This window comes from Paraburkholderia edwinii (assembly GCF_019428685.1).
Classification (GTDB): Bacteria; Pseudomonadota; Gammaproteobacteria; order Burkholderiales; family Burkholderiaceae; genus Paraburkholderia; species Paraburkholderia edwinii.
This window is the reverse complement of record NZ_CP080095.1, coordinates 2,961,221-2,977,084: the sequence shown is the minus strand read 5'-3', so window position 1 is coordinate 2,977,084 and position 15,864 is coordinate 2,961,221. Positions and strand designations below refer to the sequence as shown.

13 protein-coding genes are annotated in these 15,864 nt (G+C 62.4%); 5 read left to right on the top strand and 8 right to left on the bottom strand.

Annotation, left to right across the window (positions count from 1 at the left end):
• Positions 1-29: 29 nt before the first annotated feature.
• The 3 genes from KZJ38_RS13145 to KZJ38_RS13135 form a co-directional block, all read right to left on the bottom strand.
• Entirely contained in the window at positions 30-1,262 is a 1,233-nt protein-coding gene (locus KZJ38_RS13145; RefSeq protein WP_219796311.1) for a tetratricopeptide repeat protein, read from the bottom strand.
• A 163-nt stretch (positions 1,263-1,425) separates the two neighbouring features.
• Entirely contained in the window at positions 1,426-2,106 is a 681-nt protein-coding gene (locus KZJ38_RS13140) for a PspA/IM30 family protein (RefSeq protein WP_219796310.1), read from the bottom strand.
• Between the two features lie 477 nt (positions 2,107-2,583).
• Positions 2,584-3,231 carry a hypothetical protein gene (locus tag KZJ38_RS13135; RefSeq protein WP_219796309.1) on the bottom strand — a complete coding sequence of 216 codons (648 nt, stop codon included), beginning with the start codon at positions 3,229-3,231 and terminating at the stop codon, positions 2,584-2,586.
• A gap of 584 nt (positions 3,232-3,815) precedes the next feature.
• On the opposite strand from KZJ38_RS13135, the gene KZJ38_RS13130 reads away from it, so the two are divergent.
• The 5 genes from KZJ38_RS13130 to KZJ38_RS13110 all read left to right on the top strand — a co-directional run bounded on the left by KZJ38_RS13130 (position 3,816) and on the right by KZJ38_RS13110 (position 10,492).
• Complete coding sequence (locus KZJ38_RS13130; protein ID WP_219796308.1) at positions 3,816-6,332, top strand: penicillin-binding protein 1A; 2,517 nt, start codon at positions 3,816-3,818, stop codon at positions 6,330-6,332.
• Positions 6,333-6,538: 206 nt separating this feature from the next.
• Positions 6,539-7,351: a hypothetical protein gene (locus tag KZJ38_RS13125; RefSeq protein WP_219796307.1), complete on the top strand. Its 813-nt coding sequence runs from the start codon at positions 6,539-6,541 to the stop codon at positions 7,349-7,351.
• Positions 7,352-7,601: 250 nt separating this feature from the next.
• Positions 7,602-8,348: a hypothetical protein gene (locus KZJ38_RS13120; RefSeq protein WP_219796306.1), complete on the top strand. Its 747-nt coding sequence runs from the start codon at positions 7,602-7,604 to the stop codon at positions 8,346-8,348.
• 178 nt (positions 8,349-8,526) lie between these two features.
• A complete protein-coding gene (locus tag KZJ38_RS13115) occupies positions 8,527-9,705 on the top strand; it encodes a hypothetical protein (RefSeq protein ID WP_219796305.1) in 1,179 nt (392 codons plus the stop codon).
• Between the two features lie 115 nt (positions 9,706-9,820).
• Positions 9,821-10,492 carry a hypothetical protein gene (locus KZJ38_RS13110; RefSeq protein WP_219796304.1) on the top strand — a complete coding sequence of 224 codons (672 nt, stop codon included), beginning with the start codon at positions 9,821-9,823 and terminating at the stop codon, positions 10,490-10,492.
• Positions 10,493-10,525: 33 nt separating this feature from the next.
• Here the strand turns inward: KZJ38_RS13110 and KZJ38_RS13105 are convergent, their stop codons facing one another.
• The 5 genes from KZJ38_RS13105 to KZJ38_RS13085 form a co-directional block, all read right to left on the bottom strand.
• Positions 10,526-10,765, bottom strand: coding sequence for a DUF2795 domain-containing protein (locus tag KZJ38_RS13105; protein WP_219796303.1), 240 nt, complete (start codon positions 10,763-10,765; stop codon positions 10,526-10,528).
• 97 nt (positions 10,766-10,862) lie between these two features.
• A complete protein-coding gene (locus tag KZJ38_RS13100; RefSeq protein ID WP_219796302.1) occupies positions 10,863-11,114 on the bottom strand; it encodes a hypothetical protein in 252 nt (83 codons plus the stop codon).
• Positions 11,115-11,485: 371 nt separating this feature from the next.
• The gene (locus KZJ38_RS13095; protein WP_219796301.1) at positions 11,486-12,823 is read right to left on the bottom strand and encodes a C45 family autoproteolytic acyltransferase/hydrolase; all 1,338 of its coding nucleotides are present in this window, start codon (positions 12,821-12,823) and stop codon (positions 11,486-11,488) included.
• Between the two features lie 226 nt (positions 12,824-13,049).
• Positions 13,050-14,783 carry a ClcB-like voltage-gated chloride channel protein gene (locus KZJ38_RS13090; protein ID WP_219800315.1) on the bottom strand — a complete coding sequence of 578 codons (1,734 nt, stop codon included), beginning with the start codon at positions 14,781-14,783 and terminating at the stop codon, positions 13,050-13,052.
• Positions 14,784-15,044: 261 nt separating this feature from the next.
• Positions 15,045-15,782, bottom strand: a complete 738-nt coding sequence (locus KZJ38_RS13085; protein ID WP_219796300.1) for a glutathione S-transferase — start codon at positions 15,780-15,782, stop codon at positions 15,045-15,047.
• Positions 15,783-15,864: the final 82 nt, after the last annotated feature.

Below are 15,864 nucleotides of genomic sequence, written 5' to 3'. Positions count from 1 at the left end.
CCGCGTGCCTTGATGTGATTCGAGGCCGCTCAGGTATTGTCGTTCCATCCGCCTGAATCGTCGCTGCCCATATCGACATCACCGCCACCGCCGCCGCTGCCGTCGTCCCAATCGTTCGATCCCTGACCGAAGTCGACCGACGAGTTGTCGCCGCCAGCGCGACGACGGCGTTCGTCGTCGTCGACGATGACGTCGCGCTCGATCACGCGGTCACGCCCCGAGTTCAGCGCTTCGCCCAGCAGCACGCCCGTCAGCAGTCCACCCATGCCGCCACCGAACCCGCCGCCGCCTTGCTGGATGATCACAGGCGGTTGCTGTTGCTGCGGCGGATACGGGTAGGGTTGCTGCCCCGGAGGCACTTGCCGGCCGAAATTGGCATCCGCTTCACGCGCGAACGACGAATCGCTCGAATAGTTCTGCGCGGGCGCGGCAGCTGCGTTCGGATCGGGACGGCCTTCGGCACGTGCCTTCAAACTCGCGACCTGCCGTTCGAGTTCGTCGACCTGATACGGCGGCACCGGATTCTTGCGATCCGACAAGCCCTGCACCACGTCGCGCAGTTGCGCTTCCATGCCTTCGACTTCTTTTTCGAGCTGCTCGTGGCCCGGTGTGGTCGACAACCGCACGTCGAGCTTCAGCGAACGCACTTCGTTCAGCAAGTCTGTCGAGCGCTTGAGCTGCTCGCGCCGTTCATCGTCGGCATTCGAATCGCTTTGCGAACGCGCGCGGCGCAGCGTCCAGCGCAAAACCAGCGCGATTGCTGCAATCACCACGACGATACCGATCCACATGCCGGTCGAAGGCCCATGGTGTTGCGGCGCTTCGGATGCGAGGGCCGTTTGCTGATCGCCGCCGGACGACTGCTGCGCGAACGGATTGTGCGTCGTATTGGTCTGCGTCGCACCGGCGCGCGCGGCGTCGCTACGGATGCGCGCTTCGGTTTGCGCGAAGCGGCCGGGATCCGTGAAACGCACTTGCGGATCGAGCGTCTTCGCCTGTTCGACCTGCTTGAGCGCGTCCGCGTAGCGGCCTTGCTGATCGAGCACCTGCGCGTACAGGTAGTGCGCACGCGCATTGTCGGGATGCGCGTTGAGCACTTCCTGCAGTTCGCTGCCGGCCTTCTGCCAGTCCTGCTGCTGGATCGCCGTTTCGACCTGCGTCGCGGTCGGCACTGCGGCATAGGCGCCGCCCGACACCAGCGACAGCGAAACAAATACGGCTGCCAGAAAGGCGATAAACGACGCGGTAAAGGGTTTTCTCATGATGCAGGCCGGGCGCCTTGACACCCGTCTCCATGTCGATCGGTTCCGCTGTGAGGCGAATTACGCCGTGCAAGAATCATGCTTCGAAGCATCGCGCGGCGTGTGCCGCCCACCGTGACCGCGGTGACGCCCGCTAACAGCACAGGCGCCGTGACGCCGCACGTCACTCGGCGGGCGTGTTCAACTGCTTCTTCAATGCCGCGAGACGATCGTCGACCGACGGGCCGCGGTTCAGTTCCGCGAGCTTGTCGTCGAGCGCCTTGCCGCTTTTCGTGTCGGCGGAATTCAAACGTGCGTCGGAACGCGCATTCGACAACGCGACCTTGTCTTCGAGCTTCTGAAAATCCTCGGACAGGTTCTTGCCACCGATGCCGCCCAATGCCGTCGCTGCCGTATCTTTCGCCTGCGCGATCTGCTGCTTCGCCTGCAGGATGTTCGAACGCGCGGAGAGATCGTTGCGGCGCTGACGCATGTCGTCGATCTGCTGCTTCAATTGATCGACCGAAGGCTCGAGCGTCGTCAATTCACGTGCGAGCGCATCGCGTTCGGTTTCGGCATTGGCCTGCGCTGCGAGCGCCTCGCGCGCGAGGCCTTCGTCGCCACCTTGCAGCGCACGCTTCGCGCCGTCTTCGTACTTCTTCGCCTTGTCCGCCGCGACGTCGCGCTTGCTCTGCTGCGTCGCGACCTGAGCCTGAATCTCGATCAGCGAGTTCTCGGCTTTCGCGATGCTCTCGTCGAGTTCGCGCACAATCTGGCGCGCATCTCGCGACGGGTCCTGCACGGAATCGGCTGCATCGTTCAGCAGACCTTTGAGCGTTCGCGAGATGCTGTCGAAAAGCGACATGAAATACCTCCATTGATTGAAATCGGCGCTGAATTCCCGGCGCGCTGACCCGTTCATCCACTAGTTTATGCCGTCGCGCAGCACACTGCGCATTCGGCGCGGTTCTACATCGGGGCGCGCGTGCGCATTGCAAGCGCGCTCTGCAAAAACCGATGTGCGGACAACCGTGATGCAGTGCCGGAATACCCGCCTGAAACCTGGTGCGCAGCAAGCCTCTGTTGCCTCGCTTGCGCCGCGCGTGTACCCCGCTTGTACCGAATGGGCTCGCGGATATTACACCACGTGCTCTCTTAAAAAGGGCTTAAACACTATGACATCGACGAGCGCGCCGACAGGCGCGTCCGACCTGATGTGCACGCGCGGCACACTGCCTGGAACACGTACCGGACGCGCACCATAAGCTCGACTCTTTCGGAACCCTGACGCATCGGCGATCGATACATCGTGCGCGGTGCGCGACGCTGGTTACAGCAACGTTCACGCGAAACGCCCGGTGCCTTCGGTGGGGTCGATAAACGGACTTTCGTCACGTGAGGAAGTGCCCGAGGCGGGCTTCGATTTCGACGGCGACTTCGCCGCCTTTAACGTAGCCGCTTTCGCGGCCGCGACGCGGGCCGCGGCTTCGGCGGCCGCTTGTGCTTCGGCGGCGCGCACCGCTTCGTCGACATGCGTATCGACATCGGCTGTTTCAGCCGCCATCGCTGCCAGCGCTTGCAGTGGGTCGAGCGGAACAGGCGCCGCCAGCGGCGCGATGCTCGCGGGCGCGGCCGCGGGTGACGAGCTAGACTGCGGCACGCTGTCGCGATGCGGGTCGAGCGCATGATCGCTCGTCTTTTGTGTCGCCGGGCTCGTGTTTCTGAGCGCCGGCGGCAGCGCGTCGCGGTTCGCCTTCGCCGAACGCGCGACACGTTGCAGCGCTGCGTTCAATGCATCGGGTTCGCGCGGCGCGCGCAGCCGGTCGACGATGCTCGCCGCTTTGACCTGTTCGCTGGTCGCGCCGAAATTGAGCACGGCGCGCCGCATCAGTTCGCTGACGCTGATGCCGAGTCCTTCGGCCGTTGCGGCGATCGCGCGCTTCTGGGCGGGCGAGACGAAAACGACGATGCGTTCGCTAGGCTTGTTCATGTGGCGGCTCGCGTATTTATAGGCATCAATCTGTTGGCCGATGCGGCGGGTTGTTCCGAGCGGGCATGTGCCGGCATGGCGCATGCAAACCATCATAAAACGACTGGCCCGGATGCGAAACCGGGCGCGTCGTGAATCTGTTGTGACATCAACGGCTTGTGTACATTAGACGGGGATTGTCCACAGGTTTATCAAGCCTTTCTGTTGATAACCGCACTCCCGTGCGCGAACGGTCCGGCATGCCAGACCGGCTGAGCGTGGGGAATGCCACTTAAATCGGGCTTAAACCCGGCTTGAACCGGTTTGAACCCCGCTTGAACCCCGTTTGAACCCTATCGGGTTGCTGTTTTTTCGTTCTTTCGCGTTGTTAGCTCGCACGCACGAGGAAATTCTTACAAAAAAATCGGCTAGCATAATGCTGGTTTTCTTTAAAATGCACTGTTACGTTGGGCACGACGCGCCCCCAAACCACGCTACCACGCTACGATCACGCTACATTCACGAACGGCGTGCATTCCGACACGCACCTGCGTACGAAAGCACGAATATAGACGGCGTGCAGCGATGCGCCGACATTCCAAGTCATGCCTATCATCAAACGACCGCCTTCCTCGAACTCATCGGATCATCCTGGCGACCGGGGCCGCGATCCGGATCGATCCGACAATCCGTACCACCGCTATGACAACGAACCGCCGCGCCGCCGTATGTCACTGCTGACGCGTCTCACGCTGTGGTTTTTCGGACTGATCGCGGCGCTCGGCGTGGTCGGTGCGCTGATCGTCGGCTATGCGCTCGTCGTGATGAACCCGCAGTTGCCGTCGCTCGAAGCGCTGACCGATTACCGGCCGAAGGTGCCGCTGCGCGTCTACACCGCCGATCACGTGCTGATCGGCGAATTCGGCGAGGAGCGCCGCAGTCTCGTGCGTTTCCAGGATATCCCCGATCAGATGAAAAAAGCGGTGCTCGCCATCGAGGACTATCGCTTTTACGAGCACGGCGGGGTGGACTTCGTCGGCATTCTGCGCGCAGGCTTCGCCGATCTTTCGCATGGCGGCGCATCGCAGGGCGCGAGCACGATCACGATGCAGGTCGCGCGCAACTTCTTCCTGTCGAGCGAAAAGACCTATACGCGCAAAATCTACGAGATGTTGCTCGCCTACAAGATTGAACGCACGCTGTCGAAAGACCAGATTCTCGAGCTGTATATGAATCAGATCTATCTCGGCGAGCGCGCCTATGGTTTCGCCGCCGCCGCGCGCGTGTATTTCGGCAAGGATCTCAAGGACATTTCGCTCGCGCAGGAAGCGATGCTCGCGGGACTGCCGAAGGCGCCGTCCGCGTACAACCCGGTCGTCAATCCGAAGCGCGCGAAGATTCGCCAGGAGTACATCCTCAAGCGCATGCTCGATCTGCGTTACATCACGCAGGATCAATACAACCAGGCTGTGAAGGAAGACATTCACGCGAAGGTCTCGGGCAACGAATACAGCGTGCACGCGGAGTACATCGCCGAAATGGTGCGGCAGATGATGTATGCGCAATACAAGGACGAAACCTATACGCGCGGTCTGAACGTCGTCACGACGATCGATTCGGCCGATCAGGACGCTGCGTATCAGGCGGTGCGCAAAGGCGTGATGGACTACGAGCGCCGGCATGGCTATCGCGGCCCGGAAGGCTTTATCGAACTGCCTCAAAACGCCGACGACCGCGAGGAAACGATCGAAGACACGCTGTCCGAGCATCCGGACAACGGCGAGATCGTCTCGGCCGTCGTCACGGCGGCGAGCCCGAAGGAAGTGACCGCGCAGTTGCAGGACGGTACGACCGCAACGGTGAAGGCCGACGGCCTGCGGTTCGCGGCCGCCGCGCTGTCGGCGCGCGCATCGCAGGCGCAACGCATCCGGCCCGGCTCGATCGTGCGCCTCGTGGCCGATGCGAACGGCAACTGGCAGATCACACAGCTGCCGCAAGTCGAGGGCGCGCTCGTGTCGCTCACGCCGCAGGACGGCGCAATCCGCGCGCTGATCGGCGGCTTCGACTTCAACAAGAACAAGTTCAACCACGTCACGCAGGCGTGGCGGCAGCCGGGCTCGAGCTTCAAGCCATTTATCTATTCGGCGTCGCTCGACAAGGGCCTCGGCCCCGCGACGATCATCAACGATGCGCCACTGTATTTCCCGCCATCGACGCCGGGCGGCGATGCGTGGGAACCGCACGACGACGACCAGCCCGACGGGCCGATGTCGATGCGCGTGGCGCTGGAAAAATCGAAGAACCTCGTGTCGATCCGCATCCTCTCGTATATCGGCACGAAGTACGCGCAAGACTATGTGACGCAGCGCTTCGGCTTCGATGCGGACAAGACGCCGCCTTATCTGCCGATGGCGCTCGGCGCGGGGCTCGTCACGCCGCTGCAATCGGCGAGCGCGTATTCGGTGTTCGCGAACGGCGGCTACCGCGTCAATCCGTATCTGATCGCGGAAGTGACCGATGCGCGCGGCGTCGTGATCTCTCGCGCGCAGCCGCTCGTCGCGGGCCGCGATGCGCCGCGCACGGTCGATCCGCGCAACGCGTACATCATGAACAGCCTGTTGCATTCGGTCGCAACCGCCGGCACGGGCGCACCGTCGAACGCGCTGCATCGTAACGACCTGCAGGGCAAAACCGGTACGACCAACGACGCGAAGGACGGCTGGTTTGCCGGCTACCAGCAATCGCTCGTCGCGGTCGCCTGGATGGGCTACGACCAGCCGAAGAGCCTCGGCAGCCGTGAATTCGGCGCGCAGCTCGCGCTGCCGATCTGGATGGACTATATGGGCCGCGCGCTGCGGGGGGTGCCTCAGGCGGAACCGGAAATGCCCGCGGGCGTGGCGAATGTGGACGGCGAACTGTTCTATGCGGACAGGGAGCCGGGCAGCGGATTTGTCGCGAGCATCGGCATGGATGGCGCGAACCCGCTCGCCGCCGCGAGCGACGTGCAGGGCGGCGTGGGCCCGGCGTCGATGTCGCCGCAGCAGCAGGCGCAACCGCAGCCTACTGTGTCGTCGTCGGAGAAGAAGCAGATTCTCGATCTGTTCGAATCGAACAAGCCTTGATGATCGAATAGGCATCCGAGGGAATCGGAAAGCGCGTCCGTGGCAAATTGCCCGGACGCGCTTTTTTTTTGGGGGCGACGCGACGTGTTCCTGCAGAAACGCGATACCACCATGCACCGGAGGCTAGCTGATGAAATGGATGTCCGCGCGTTCGGGTTGCCCGGTCGCGCGGACATGTCAACCTTTGACCCTGCACAGGAGTTTGCATGCCTACCATTTCACACGTTAGTAGACCGATGATTCACGTCGAGACAAGCCCGGGTCATATCGAGCCTTTCCACGAGCCGGCAGGAAGTAGTAAGCCGGAGAGCGTGCCGCGAGGTTCGGATGACCAGTCGTCGAAAGGCACAGCCGGGCCTGAAAGAGCCGGGGTGGCGTCCACCGCGGGAGGACGTGGCCCATCCAGTGCGTCGCGCGCGAATATTACCGGTGTACCGGACCGTTACATCGCTCATCCGGATGGCGAGTATCAGACCGACCCGACGAACCCCGGCTTTTTAACGGATAGCAAGAACCAGCGATACGTGTCGATGGGTGGAAATCTATACGCCGTGTCCGGCAGCGAAGGCGAAGGAACATTGCGTGTCGTCATGCCCGGTGAACCCGCCAAGCCAGGCATTTCGATCGAACGTAAACCGGACGGGCGCTTTGGTCCGCGTGACGACACGGGTCTCAAGGGAGGGATGCAGAAAGGGGGCGCAGGCGGGTGGGGCCAAAGAAAATTCGACCTGCAATCGAGCATAGACAGACAGCAGCGTGCATTGCAGGATGCAGAGGATAAACTCAGGCGCGGTACTGATCTGGTTAACAGTGGTCAAGCGAAGGTGAATTTGCTTAGTCCGCAGTTGGAAAAGGCAAGGTCTGAAAAGTCCGCGGACGTCGGGCGACTCAGCTCGGAAATGGAAGCGGCGAAAGAGGAGATCCGGCGTGGGATGCGCGAGGCGAACGGTATGAGCTTCGTGATATCTGCTGCAAAACAGGAGATCGCTCGCCTCGAAAGTGAGCGCGCGAATCAATAGCGACCGGCGAGCAATACGCCGCCTCGCATCGGTCGACGTTCCTTGCCCGATCTTCGGGCATGACCTTGTGCTGGAACGCAACTTCCCAAATGTGCGCGAAAGCCCGTCATCCTTCAGCAGGAAAACACGGCGTGCTTTTTTAATGCCGGTGCGTCCTTGGCCCGGTACTACATCCCCCTCTGCTTCGCTGATGTAATGCGTCTGACTGTGCACTCAACCTCGTCTTCGGGAGGAGTCATCTATGCCTGGCATGCACATCAGCGAATCGTTTCCGCGTACGACGCACGTGCCGGATGCCGGACCGCCGCACGCCGTTTCAGGCGACATGCGGCACGCGGCTTTATCTAATGGTCCGCCCAACATTTCCGCGACAGCCCACTCCTATGGGGCGGCAGTTTCAGGGCATCGCATCGGCCATATTGATCCTCGCTCGACCGATGCAACTGCCGGACTAAGCCGTCGAACCGATCGCATCGACGAAACACAACCGCGGGTGAAGGATGAACGCGCGAGTCAGCCGGCGAACGAACCTGTGTTGCGTCTGCGAGGTGGTGGTGGCGTGCACGGCAAGTCGTCCAGGGACGATCAGGACCGTGCACAACTCATGCCGGAGGGCGAGAGCAGCAGCTATCGCGCACACCACGGCGGCGCGAGCGGATCGGCGGCCGAGCGTGTGGCGGCCATGACGAAACGGAGTGAACTGCAGAGCCGGCTCGACAGGGCGAAAGCCGAACTCGCCGAGGCAAAACAGAAATACCAGTCTGCAGTAGCCGACCTCGATGCAATGCGCGCGCACTTGCTGCGTCTCGAAGACGAGCGCGCGCGATTCGCGGGAGATCCGGCGCACCGGGACGAAATACAAAGGCAGTGGCGCGCAGCGAACGACGACTATCACGCGAAGACTTTCGCGGCCTGGCCCTACCGGACGGCGGTGGAGCGATACGAGAAAGAGTGCAGGCGTCTGGAGAACAAACTCAGCAAGCTTCCGCGGGGCTGATGCGTCGACGGGGAGAGAGTCTGTACGTCCGCATCGTGACATCGATGCCGATGTCGAAGACAAAATCTGTCGATCCCGCATACCACATGGTATGGGCAACTCGCTGTTGTAATGGTTGCTCGCGCGTCATTGCACCCGAAGGGGCGGACGTGCCAACCCGATCTGTATAAGGATACCTATGCTTACCATTCACTTCGGCGATGTGCACGGTACTACTTATCGCGAGCCTGCAGGCAACACCGGAAAATCCGGCTCGCCAAATGGCGTTCCCGACCGGCCGGGGCAGCAACGTCCCGGCTCCACGGCGTCCCCCGAGACAGCCCCGGGGGCGGCGGCCCCGGCCTCGAAGCCGCGATCACCCGGCAATGCGGGCCACCGAATCGGTAATGACGTCCGCAGCATGTCCACCACGCAGAGTACCGGCTCGACGCATGCGCAAGGTGCTGTTTTGCCGGACCGTTATATCGCGCATCCAAACGGCGATTTGCGGTCCGACACGGAAAATCCCGGCATTTTAATCGACGAACGCGGCCGCCGGTACATGCAGAGTAATGGGAACTTGTATGGCATAACGCGCGGCAAAGACCAAGGCGAAGCCAATGGGACATGGCGCTTGATCGTTCACGATGAACCCGTCAAACCTGGCATTCCTGTTAAACAGAACGCAGACGGACGGTGGACTCTGCAAAGCGACGTAGGGCTGCAAGGAGGCCACAGATCGGCGGCGGACAAGGCGAACCTGCAGGCGTCCGTGCAGGCGACCCGGTCCGCACTGCAATCCAACCGCTCAAATAACGCGGTAAAGCTGCAGGAACTGGACAGGGCTAACGCTGACGTGAACGACGCACGGAGGCAAAAGGCCGAGCTGGAAAGGAAAAAAGACAGGATAACCCACGATCTGAACGACGCGAGGAGCCAGGCGCAGGAATATCAATTGAAGAGTGAACAGTCACGCCGGGATACCGAGGATGCACAGAAACGCTATGACAGGGCGCAATCGTCGGCGAACACCGACTTGCCATTCGGAGTGGGCGAGTTGTGGAACACCGGTCAAAGGCTGCACTCGGTATTTGAAGATGCATCGACGGTGGATACTTTTCGATTCCATCAACAGCAGAATGAGGACGAGCATCGCAAATGGACTGCAAAGGCACTCGACTATCAACGCGGATTGACGGAAGTCGAAAACGACCATAGACGCGTTGCAGATTCCATTGCGCAAACCGAAACCAGGATATCAAACCTTCATTCCCAGGTGAGGGCGCTCGAGCATGAGCACCGGAGTCTCGATAGGGAACTTGCCGACCTCGAGCGCGAGCTCGCCGGTATCGAACGCGAACATCCAGGACTTCACTAACGGCGATCGCGCGCGCCCGATGATCGTGGTGGCGGGCCAATGCGCGTAAGGTCTCAGCCGACGACAACACTTTGCGCAGGATGCGTTTCTGTTCATTGACGCGCGCATCGTTGAGATGCGCGTTGAATCAATGATGGCCGAATATCACACGTCGATGCTTCGAGTTGCTGTAATGGTTACTCGAACGTCGGCCAGCGAGGTTGAGGCTGGCGCGCCAACCACATTCTTTGGGGAAGAAGATTGCATGTCCAGCATTCACGTGAACACAGTTTTCAAGAGTTTGCAGGAGCCTGGCGCCGATGTCGTACAGCCTCGCGCGTTCGCCGCGGATACGGTCACGACCGCTGCGTCGCAGGCGGTTGCAAGCAGCATGGCTGGGCCCTATCGCGCGATGAGACACGGTTCCGTCAAGCGGCCCACGGAGCCCGATAGGTCGCGCGCGCAGCAGAAGGTGCAAGAAGCCAAATTAGCGCTGCTTGCGAAGAAGAGACTGGTGGAAACAAAGAAAGGCGAATTGAACCTGGCTCGCTCGACATACGACGACGTGGATAAGCTCACCATTGATCTGGATAACGAACGGTACAAGCTGCGGCAGCGCTCGGACATTCATGAAAGAGAAAAGGCAGGCGACCACCGCTCGACGCTTGAAAAGCAGTACAGCGATGCGTGGCATGCGAAAGTCCGTGCCACGACGGCGGTGTCGACGCTGGAACTCGATCTGGCGACCCTCGAAGGCGAACTCGTGCGCGAAAAGCAGGAAATCGATCGTCTCGAACGCCTGCTATAGCGGAATTACATTCCCGGAATCACGTCCCAAAATTCACGCTCCGATGCCCGGCCCGAAGTTGCTGCCGATCAGTTTCGTCACCGACGCGACATCGATGTAGTCCTGCTCGGGCAGGCCATCGAGCATGGCGAGCACTTCATTGCTCGCTCCCGCCTCACGAGCGGCGGCGACAAGTGCGTCTTTATTGGCCGGATAAGTCGCCGCGCGCAGCACGTCGGCGATTTGCAGGTCGATCGATTCGTGCGGCACATCGTGAGACGCCGGTCGGGTCATGAGCCTGTTCCTCGCGGTGAAGTGATGGGTGAATCAAGTTACGCGCAAGCCAAGCCCGCAACCACGCATCCGGTCGAGCGCATGCGCTGGCGCGCCGTCACGTCTGCAAATGCTCGTCGCGTGCTGCAAAACCACGCTGGAGATGCCGCGATTTCGGCAGCGTGATGTGCTGCCAGCGGTCAGGGCGGATATCCGTCTGCGCCGCGACCTCGGGCGCGGGCGGAGCGACCGGTGCGGCGTTGATGCGTTGTGCGGCGATGTCGGTCAGTGCGTCTTGCGCGGTGTGAACCGGCGCGGCAAAACACGAGGCGGACAACGTTACCATGGTCAACAGTGTCGAGGTTTTCATCGCCCGACCTCCTTTCCAAAGCCAGCGCAGCAACTCTTGCAAACGTTATGCCATTCGCGCGTCGACGGCGCGTCTTGCCTGACATGGCCGCAACGCTTCAGCGCAACGCCGTTACGCCTATCTTAGATGGTAAATTTTTCAAGCGCCTTGGCGACGCGCAGACCCGCGTCGGCATTCGGTTAGCGGCAAGACGAGCGGGGGAATGCGAAATCGTAAGTCAGGCGAAAGAATGTGGGCCAGGGGAGAAGCAGGGGCGCGCGCGGCCCAATCGCGTTCATAACGGCGTATATGCTGTGATGCAGCAGGGCGTGCGAACCGGTCGGGCGCAAAGGTCCGACACAATAAGCAGACGCAATGACGGGCCTTCGCGCCTACCGCAACATCTCGAAGCGTGTCCACGGCCACGACGGCCGGTCGCGCATATACCCATTCAGCCAGTTCCACTGCGGGTGACGCTTCATAAACGCTTGCGCGTCGAACGCGCGTCCGCACGGATGGCCCCAGCGCGCGAAAAACGCCATATCGCGCGCCATTTCGCTGTCGACCACTTTCCCGTCGTTCGCGCCCCACGGATTGAACGGTCCATGATCGGAGCCGCCGAAGCGCGCGTCGTCGAGCTCGAGATGTCCGCAGATCGTGCGCGAGCACGGGTTGTCGGCGCGATCTAGATAGACGTCGTGATGATCGGCAATCATCTGCTTCGCGAGTTCGAGATCGATCTGGCCGTGGTGCATTTCCGCGAGCTGCATGAAGCGCAGGCGCCGCGCGCCGTTCTTGCGCACGTCCGTATAGTCTTCACCTTCGCCGACGCATTCCTGATTGCGAATCTTCAGATCCGAGGCCGTGTTGTAGCCGCTATAGAAGCCGTTCTTCGTGCTTTCGAAGCCCGAGTGGCGCAGCCCGAGTTCATAGCGCGCGATCTCGCCGGTCTTGATGTCGCCAAGCAGCCAGCTGTTCGCATAGCCGCCGTTGTTCGCGACGGCGAACATGTCGCACCACTCGCGAATGTTGTTCGCGTACTGCGTCGCGTGCCGCGAGCGGTAGAACTCCGGCGCGCCGGCCGCGTTGTAGCCGGCGAAGTTCGAGATCGTCGTCTCGGTCACCATCAGGCCCGCCGATGTGATCCAGAAGTCGGTCAGGCTCGAGATGCAGCCGGGCAGCCCCTGCATCAGGATCCGATGCCCGGAGTCGGGCACGATATCGAACACCACGTTGAACGCGTCGCCGGCCGCGTAGCGGTCCCACGAGTTATGCGCCATCACGATGCGGCCGTCGCGCGTCGCGTCGCCGGTCGCGATAAAAGCGCTGCAGTGGTGGCCGCGCCGCCCGCGCCACGGCTTCAGACCGGCGCGCGGATGCTGCGCCGCGGCGAAGCTCGGCCACCAGCTTTGCAGCAGGTCCATATAGCCGTTCCACGCGAGTACTTCGGCGAACGGCAGCTTCGCGCCGTCGGCGATGCCCTGGATTTCGTCGGCGAATTCGTTGTCGAGGCGCGGCGCGAACTGGGTGACGGCCGCATTGACGAAAGTATCGAAGTCCTCGCCGGTATCCCATTTGGCGAGGTAGCGCGCGGTGTGGATGGCATTGCGGATTTCGGCCGCGAGCAATTGCCCGTGTTGTTCGCCGCGGTCGTACGGTTCGCCTTCGATATGCACGAAGATCCAGCCCGCGTGATCGCGCCGTACGGCATCGATGGACGGTTCGCTCATGTTCGCTCGCTCCCGGTCGAAGGGTGCCGCGTCTTTCCGAACGCGAAGCATGGCGCACTGCGCGCGCGCCGGCACGTGGTCCTGTCGTGCGGCAGCGCGGCACGCGCGGCTTGCAGCGGGCAGCCGGCGGGTCGCTTTCTGGTCGTTTTATTTTAGAGAAATTGCCGCGCTTTGCACGCAGCAGGTTGTGACGTTTGGTATCAGCGATGCTGCGCGGCCGGTACGGTCAGCGCGTCGGATTCATCCGGAAGTATGCATCGAGCAGCGACGACTTGTAGACCACACCGGTGAGCTTGGGCCGCGAAACGCTTTCGATGACGGGCAGCCGCTCGCCCTGATGCGCGAGGAAGTGCTGCAGTGCGACGCCGAGCGACATATCGGGCGTCAGCACGTCGAAGTGCGGCTGCAGATAATCAGCGGCGGTGCGCGCCGACGTGTCGCGCCGCTCGATCAGGTCCGACGTGATGTCCTTGAGCGCGACCACGCCGAGAAAACAGCCGGTTTCGTCGGTCACGTACAGATACTTGACCGGATATTCGAGGAACACGCGCGTCATGTCCTGCACCGTGGCCGTGGGCGGCACGACCGTCTGCGGCGGGCGGATCAGTTCGCGCATCTGCGTGGAACGCAAGCGCATGCGTTCCTGTTCCTCGCGATTGCGGTGCAGCGTGATGTCGTACATCGACGCATTGCCGATCGCCCGCGCGACGAAATAGGAGACCACGCACGAGAGCATGAGCGGCAGCACGACCTGGTAGCTCAAGGTCATCTCGAAGATCAGCATGATCGCCATCAGCGGCGCCTGCGTCGCGCCGGCGAGAAACGCGCCCATGCCGACCATCGCGTAGGCGAAATACGGCGACGTATAGTTCGGCAGGATCGCGTGCATGCCGAGCCCGAACAGCGCGCCGAGCACCGCGCCGACGAAGAGCGTCGGCGTGAAGACGCCGCCGATCGCGCCGGAGCCGACCGTTGCCGCGGTGGCGATGATCTTGAACACGAGCACCGCGACGAGCGCGGTCCATGTCCACGGCGAGTGCAGGACCGAATTGACGACGCTATAGCCGTTGCCCCAGACCTCCGGTGTCCAGACGGAAATGATGCCGACCACGAGCCCGCCGATCGCGAGCCGAAAGGGCAGCGGCAGCTTGATGCGCCTGAAGGTGGATTTCGACGCATCGATAAGCCGCAGGAATTGCGGTGCAGCGGCGCCGCACAGCAGGCCGAGCCCGACGAAGAGCAGCACCTCGGGGCCGGTGATGGCCGGAAACGCGGGCATTTCGTACGGCGCGTGGTAGCCGGCGAACTCGCGCATTGTGATGTTTGCCACCACCGACGAGATCACGACCGGCCCGAAGCTTTCCATCGCGATCGAGCCGAGCACGATTTCGGTGACGAAAAAGGCGCCGGCGATCGGCGCGCTATACGCGGACGTGATACCGGCCGCCGCGCCGCACGCGACCAGCAGCCTCAGGCGCGGCGGATCGAAATGCACGACGCGGCCGATCAGCGACGCGCACAGCGCGGCGAGTTGCACCATCGGACCTTCACGGCCGATCGAGCCGCCGCTCGAAATCGAAAACAGCGAGGACACGGTGCGCCAGAGGCTCGCCTGCACGGGCACGACGCCGTCGCCGATCACGACGGCCTCCATATAGTCGGTGCTCGCCTTCTTGTCCTGCCCGCGCCGCGCGAGCACGAGCATCACACCGGCAATCAATCCGCCCGCGGCCGGCAGCCAGATGCGCGTGGTCCATGGCAGGCCGCGCGCCATTTCGACAAAACTGCCCTCGGTGCCGGAAAAGAGCCGCTGCAGCAGCGAGATGCCCTCGCGAAACGCGGCCGTCGCGAGCGCGCCCGCGACACCGATGATGACCGACCAGACGAGCATCGTATGCGCGTCCGAAAGCCGGAACAGTCGCGCGGCGCGTGTGCGCAGCCTCAGCAGGAACGAGAGCACGGAATAGGCGGCAGGTTCGTGGGTGTCGCGCGCAAGCATAGCATCGTGCGGCGCCGGCGCGGTCTCCTCGCCGGACGGTTCGCGCGCGTGCGGCGCGCCGGTGCCGTCGGCGCCGGTGCTGTCCGCGCTGGTGCCGTCCGCGCGGGTGCCGTCCGCGCGGGTGCCGTCCGGTACGCCAGCCGGTGTGTTTCGGGTTGTCTCGTTCGTCGTGTTGTTGTGCGAAGCTCGGGTCATCTGCAGTTCTGCAGCAAAAGTTAAAAGTTAACGGGTGTCCTTGTCGAGCTCCGGGTAGTGCCGGAAGATGCACGACTCGTTATGCGCGATGCGACGGTCCGACTCGAGGTAGGCGGCGATGCGTGGCCGTTCGAGCACTGCGTCGTGCAGGGCGGCCAGGCGCGGGTAGTGCTTCGGAAACGTCTTCATCGCGCGCGGAAACGCGTAGTAAAGGCCGTCGATCAGCTGGAACATCGACAGGTCGACATAAGTGAGCGAGTCGCCGACGAGATAGGCGTCGCCGGCCGGGTTCTGCTTCAGCACGCGCTCGAAATAGCCCATGAACTTCGGAATCCGCTCGTCGATAAAGTCGTGCGCGCGCACCTTTGCCGCGTCTTTCTGCTCTTCGTAGTACAGGTTGGTCGACAGCGGGTGATGCGCGTCGTGTGCTTCGGCGACGACGTCGGAGATGGTCAACTGCAGGCCGTTGACCACATAGCGCAGGCTGTCGACGCCGGGCGCGAGGCCGTGCCGCGGACCGAGATAGAACAGGATGTTCGCGGTCTGCGAGATCAGCAGGTCGCCGTCCTTGAGGAATGGCGGCGCAAACGGCGGATAGGGCTCGGACTTGCTGCCCATGACCGCCATCATCGCGCCGGTGCCGAGTCCGTCCTGTTCGTTGCCGCGCGCCACTTCGACGTAATCGGCGCCGGCTTCCTCGAGTGCGAGCCGCACGAATTCGCCGCGGCCTTGCAAACCGTCCCAGTAAAAAAGCTCGTAAGTCATCGATCGGTCCTCATTCGGTGGTGTCCCGGGTTGCGTGTCGCGGGTGCGGCGCGCAAGCATCGAGTATGCCGCCAGGGAGACG

What these genes read in the sequence shown, in the direction of transcription:
- KZJ38_RS13130 (WP_219796308.1), top strand. Translation starts at nt 3,816, where the DNA reads ATGCCTATCATCAAACGACCGCCTTCCTCGAACTCATCGGATCATCCT.
- KZJ38_RS13100 (WP_219796302.1), bottom strand. Translation starts at nt 11,114, where the DNA reads ATGAAAACCTCGACACTGTTGACCATGGTAACGTTGTCCGCCTCGTGT.
- KZJ38_RS13125 (WP_219796307.1), top strand. Translation starts at nt 6,539, where the DNA reads ATGCCTACCATTTCACACGTTAGTAGACCGATGATTCACGTCGAGACA.
- KZJ38_RS13110 (WP_219796304.1), top strand. Translation starts at nt 9,821, where the DNA reads ATGCGCGTTGAATCAATGATGGCCGAATATCACACGTCGATGCTTCGA.
- KZJ38_RS13115 (WP_219796305.1), top strand. Translation starts at nt 8,527, where the DNA reads ATGCTTACCATTCACTTCGGCGATGTGCACGGTACTACTTATCGCGAG.
- KZJ38_RS13145 (WP_219796311.1), bottom strand. Translation starts at nt 1,262, where the DNA reads ATGAGAAAACCCTTTACCGCGTCGTTTATCGCCTTTCTGGCAGCCGTA.
- KZJ38_RS13095 (WP_219796301.1), bottom strand. Translation starts at nt 12,823, where the DNA reads ATGAGCGAACCGTCCATCGATGCCGTACGGCGCGATCACGCGGGCTGG.
- KZJ38_RS13105 (WP_219796303.1), bottom strand. Translation starts at nt 10,765, where the DNA reads ATGACCCGACCGGCGTCTCACGATGTGCCGCACGAATCGATCGACCTG.
- KZJ38_RS13135 (WP_219796309.1), bottom strand. Translation starts at nt 3,231, where the DNA reads ATGAACAAGCCTAGCGAACGCATCGTCGTTTTCGTCTCGCCCGCCCAG.
- KZJ38_RS13140 (WP_219796310.1), bottom strand. Translation starts at nt 2,106, where the DNA reads ATGTCGCTTTTCGACAGCATCTCGCGAACGCTCAAAGGTCTGCTGAAC.
- KZJ38_RS13120 (WP_219796306.1), top strand. Translation starts at nt 7,602, where the DNA reads ATGCACATCAGCGAATCGTTTCCGCGTACGACGCACGTGCCGGATGCC.
- KZJ38_RS13085 (WP_219796300.1), bottom strand. Translation starts at nt 15,782, where the DNA reads ATGACTTACGAGCTTTTTTACTGGGACGGTTTGCAAGGCCGCGGCGAA.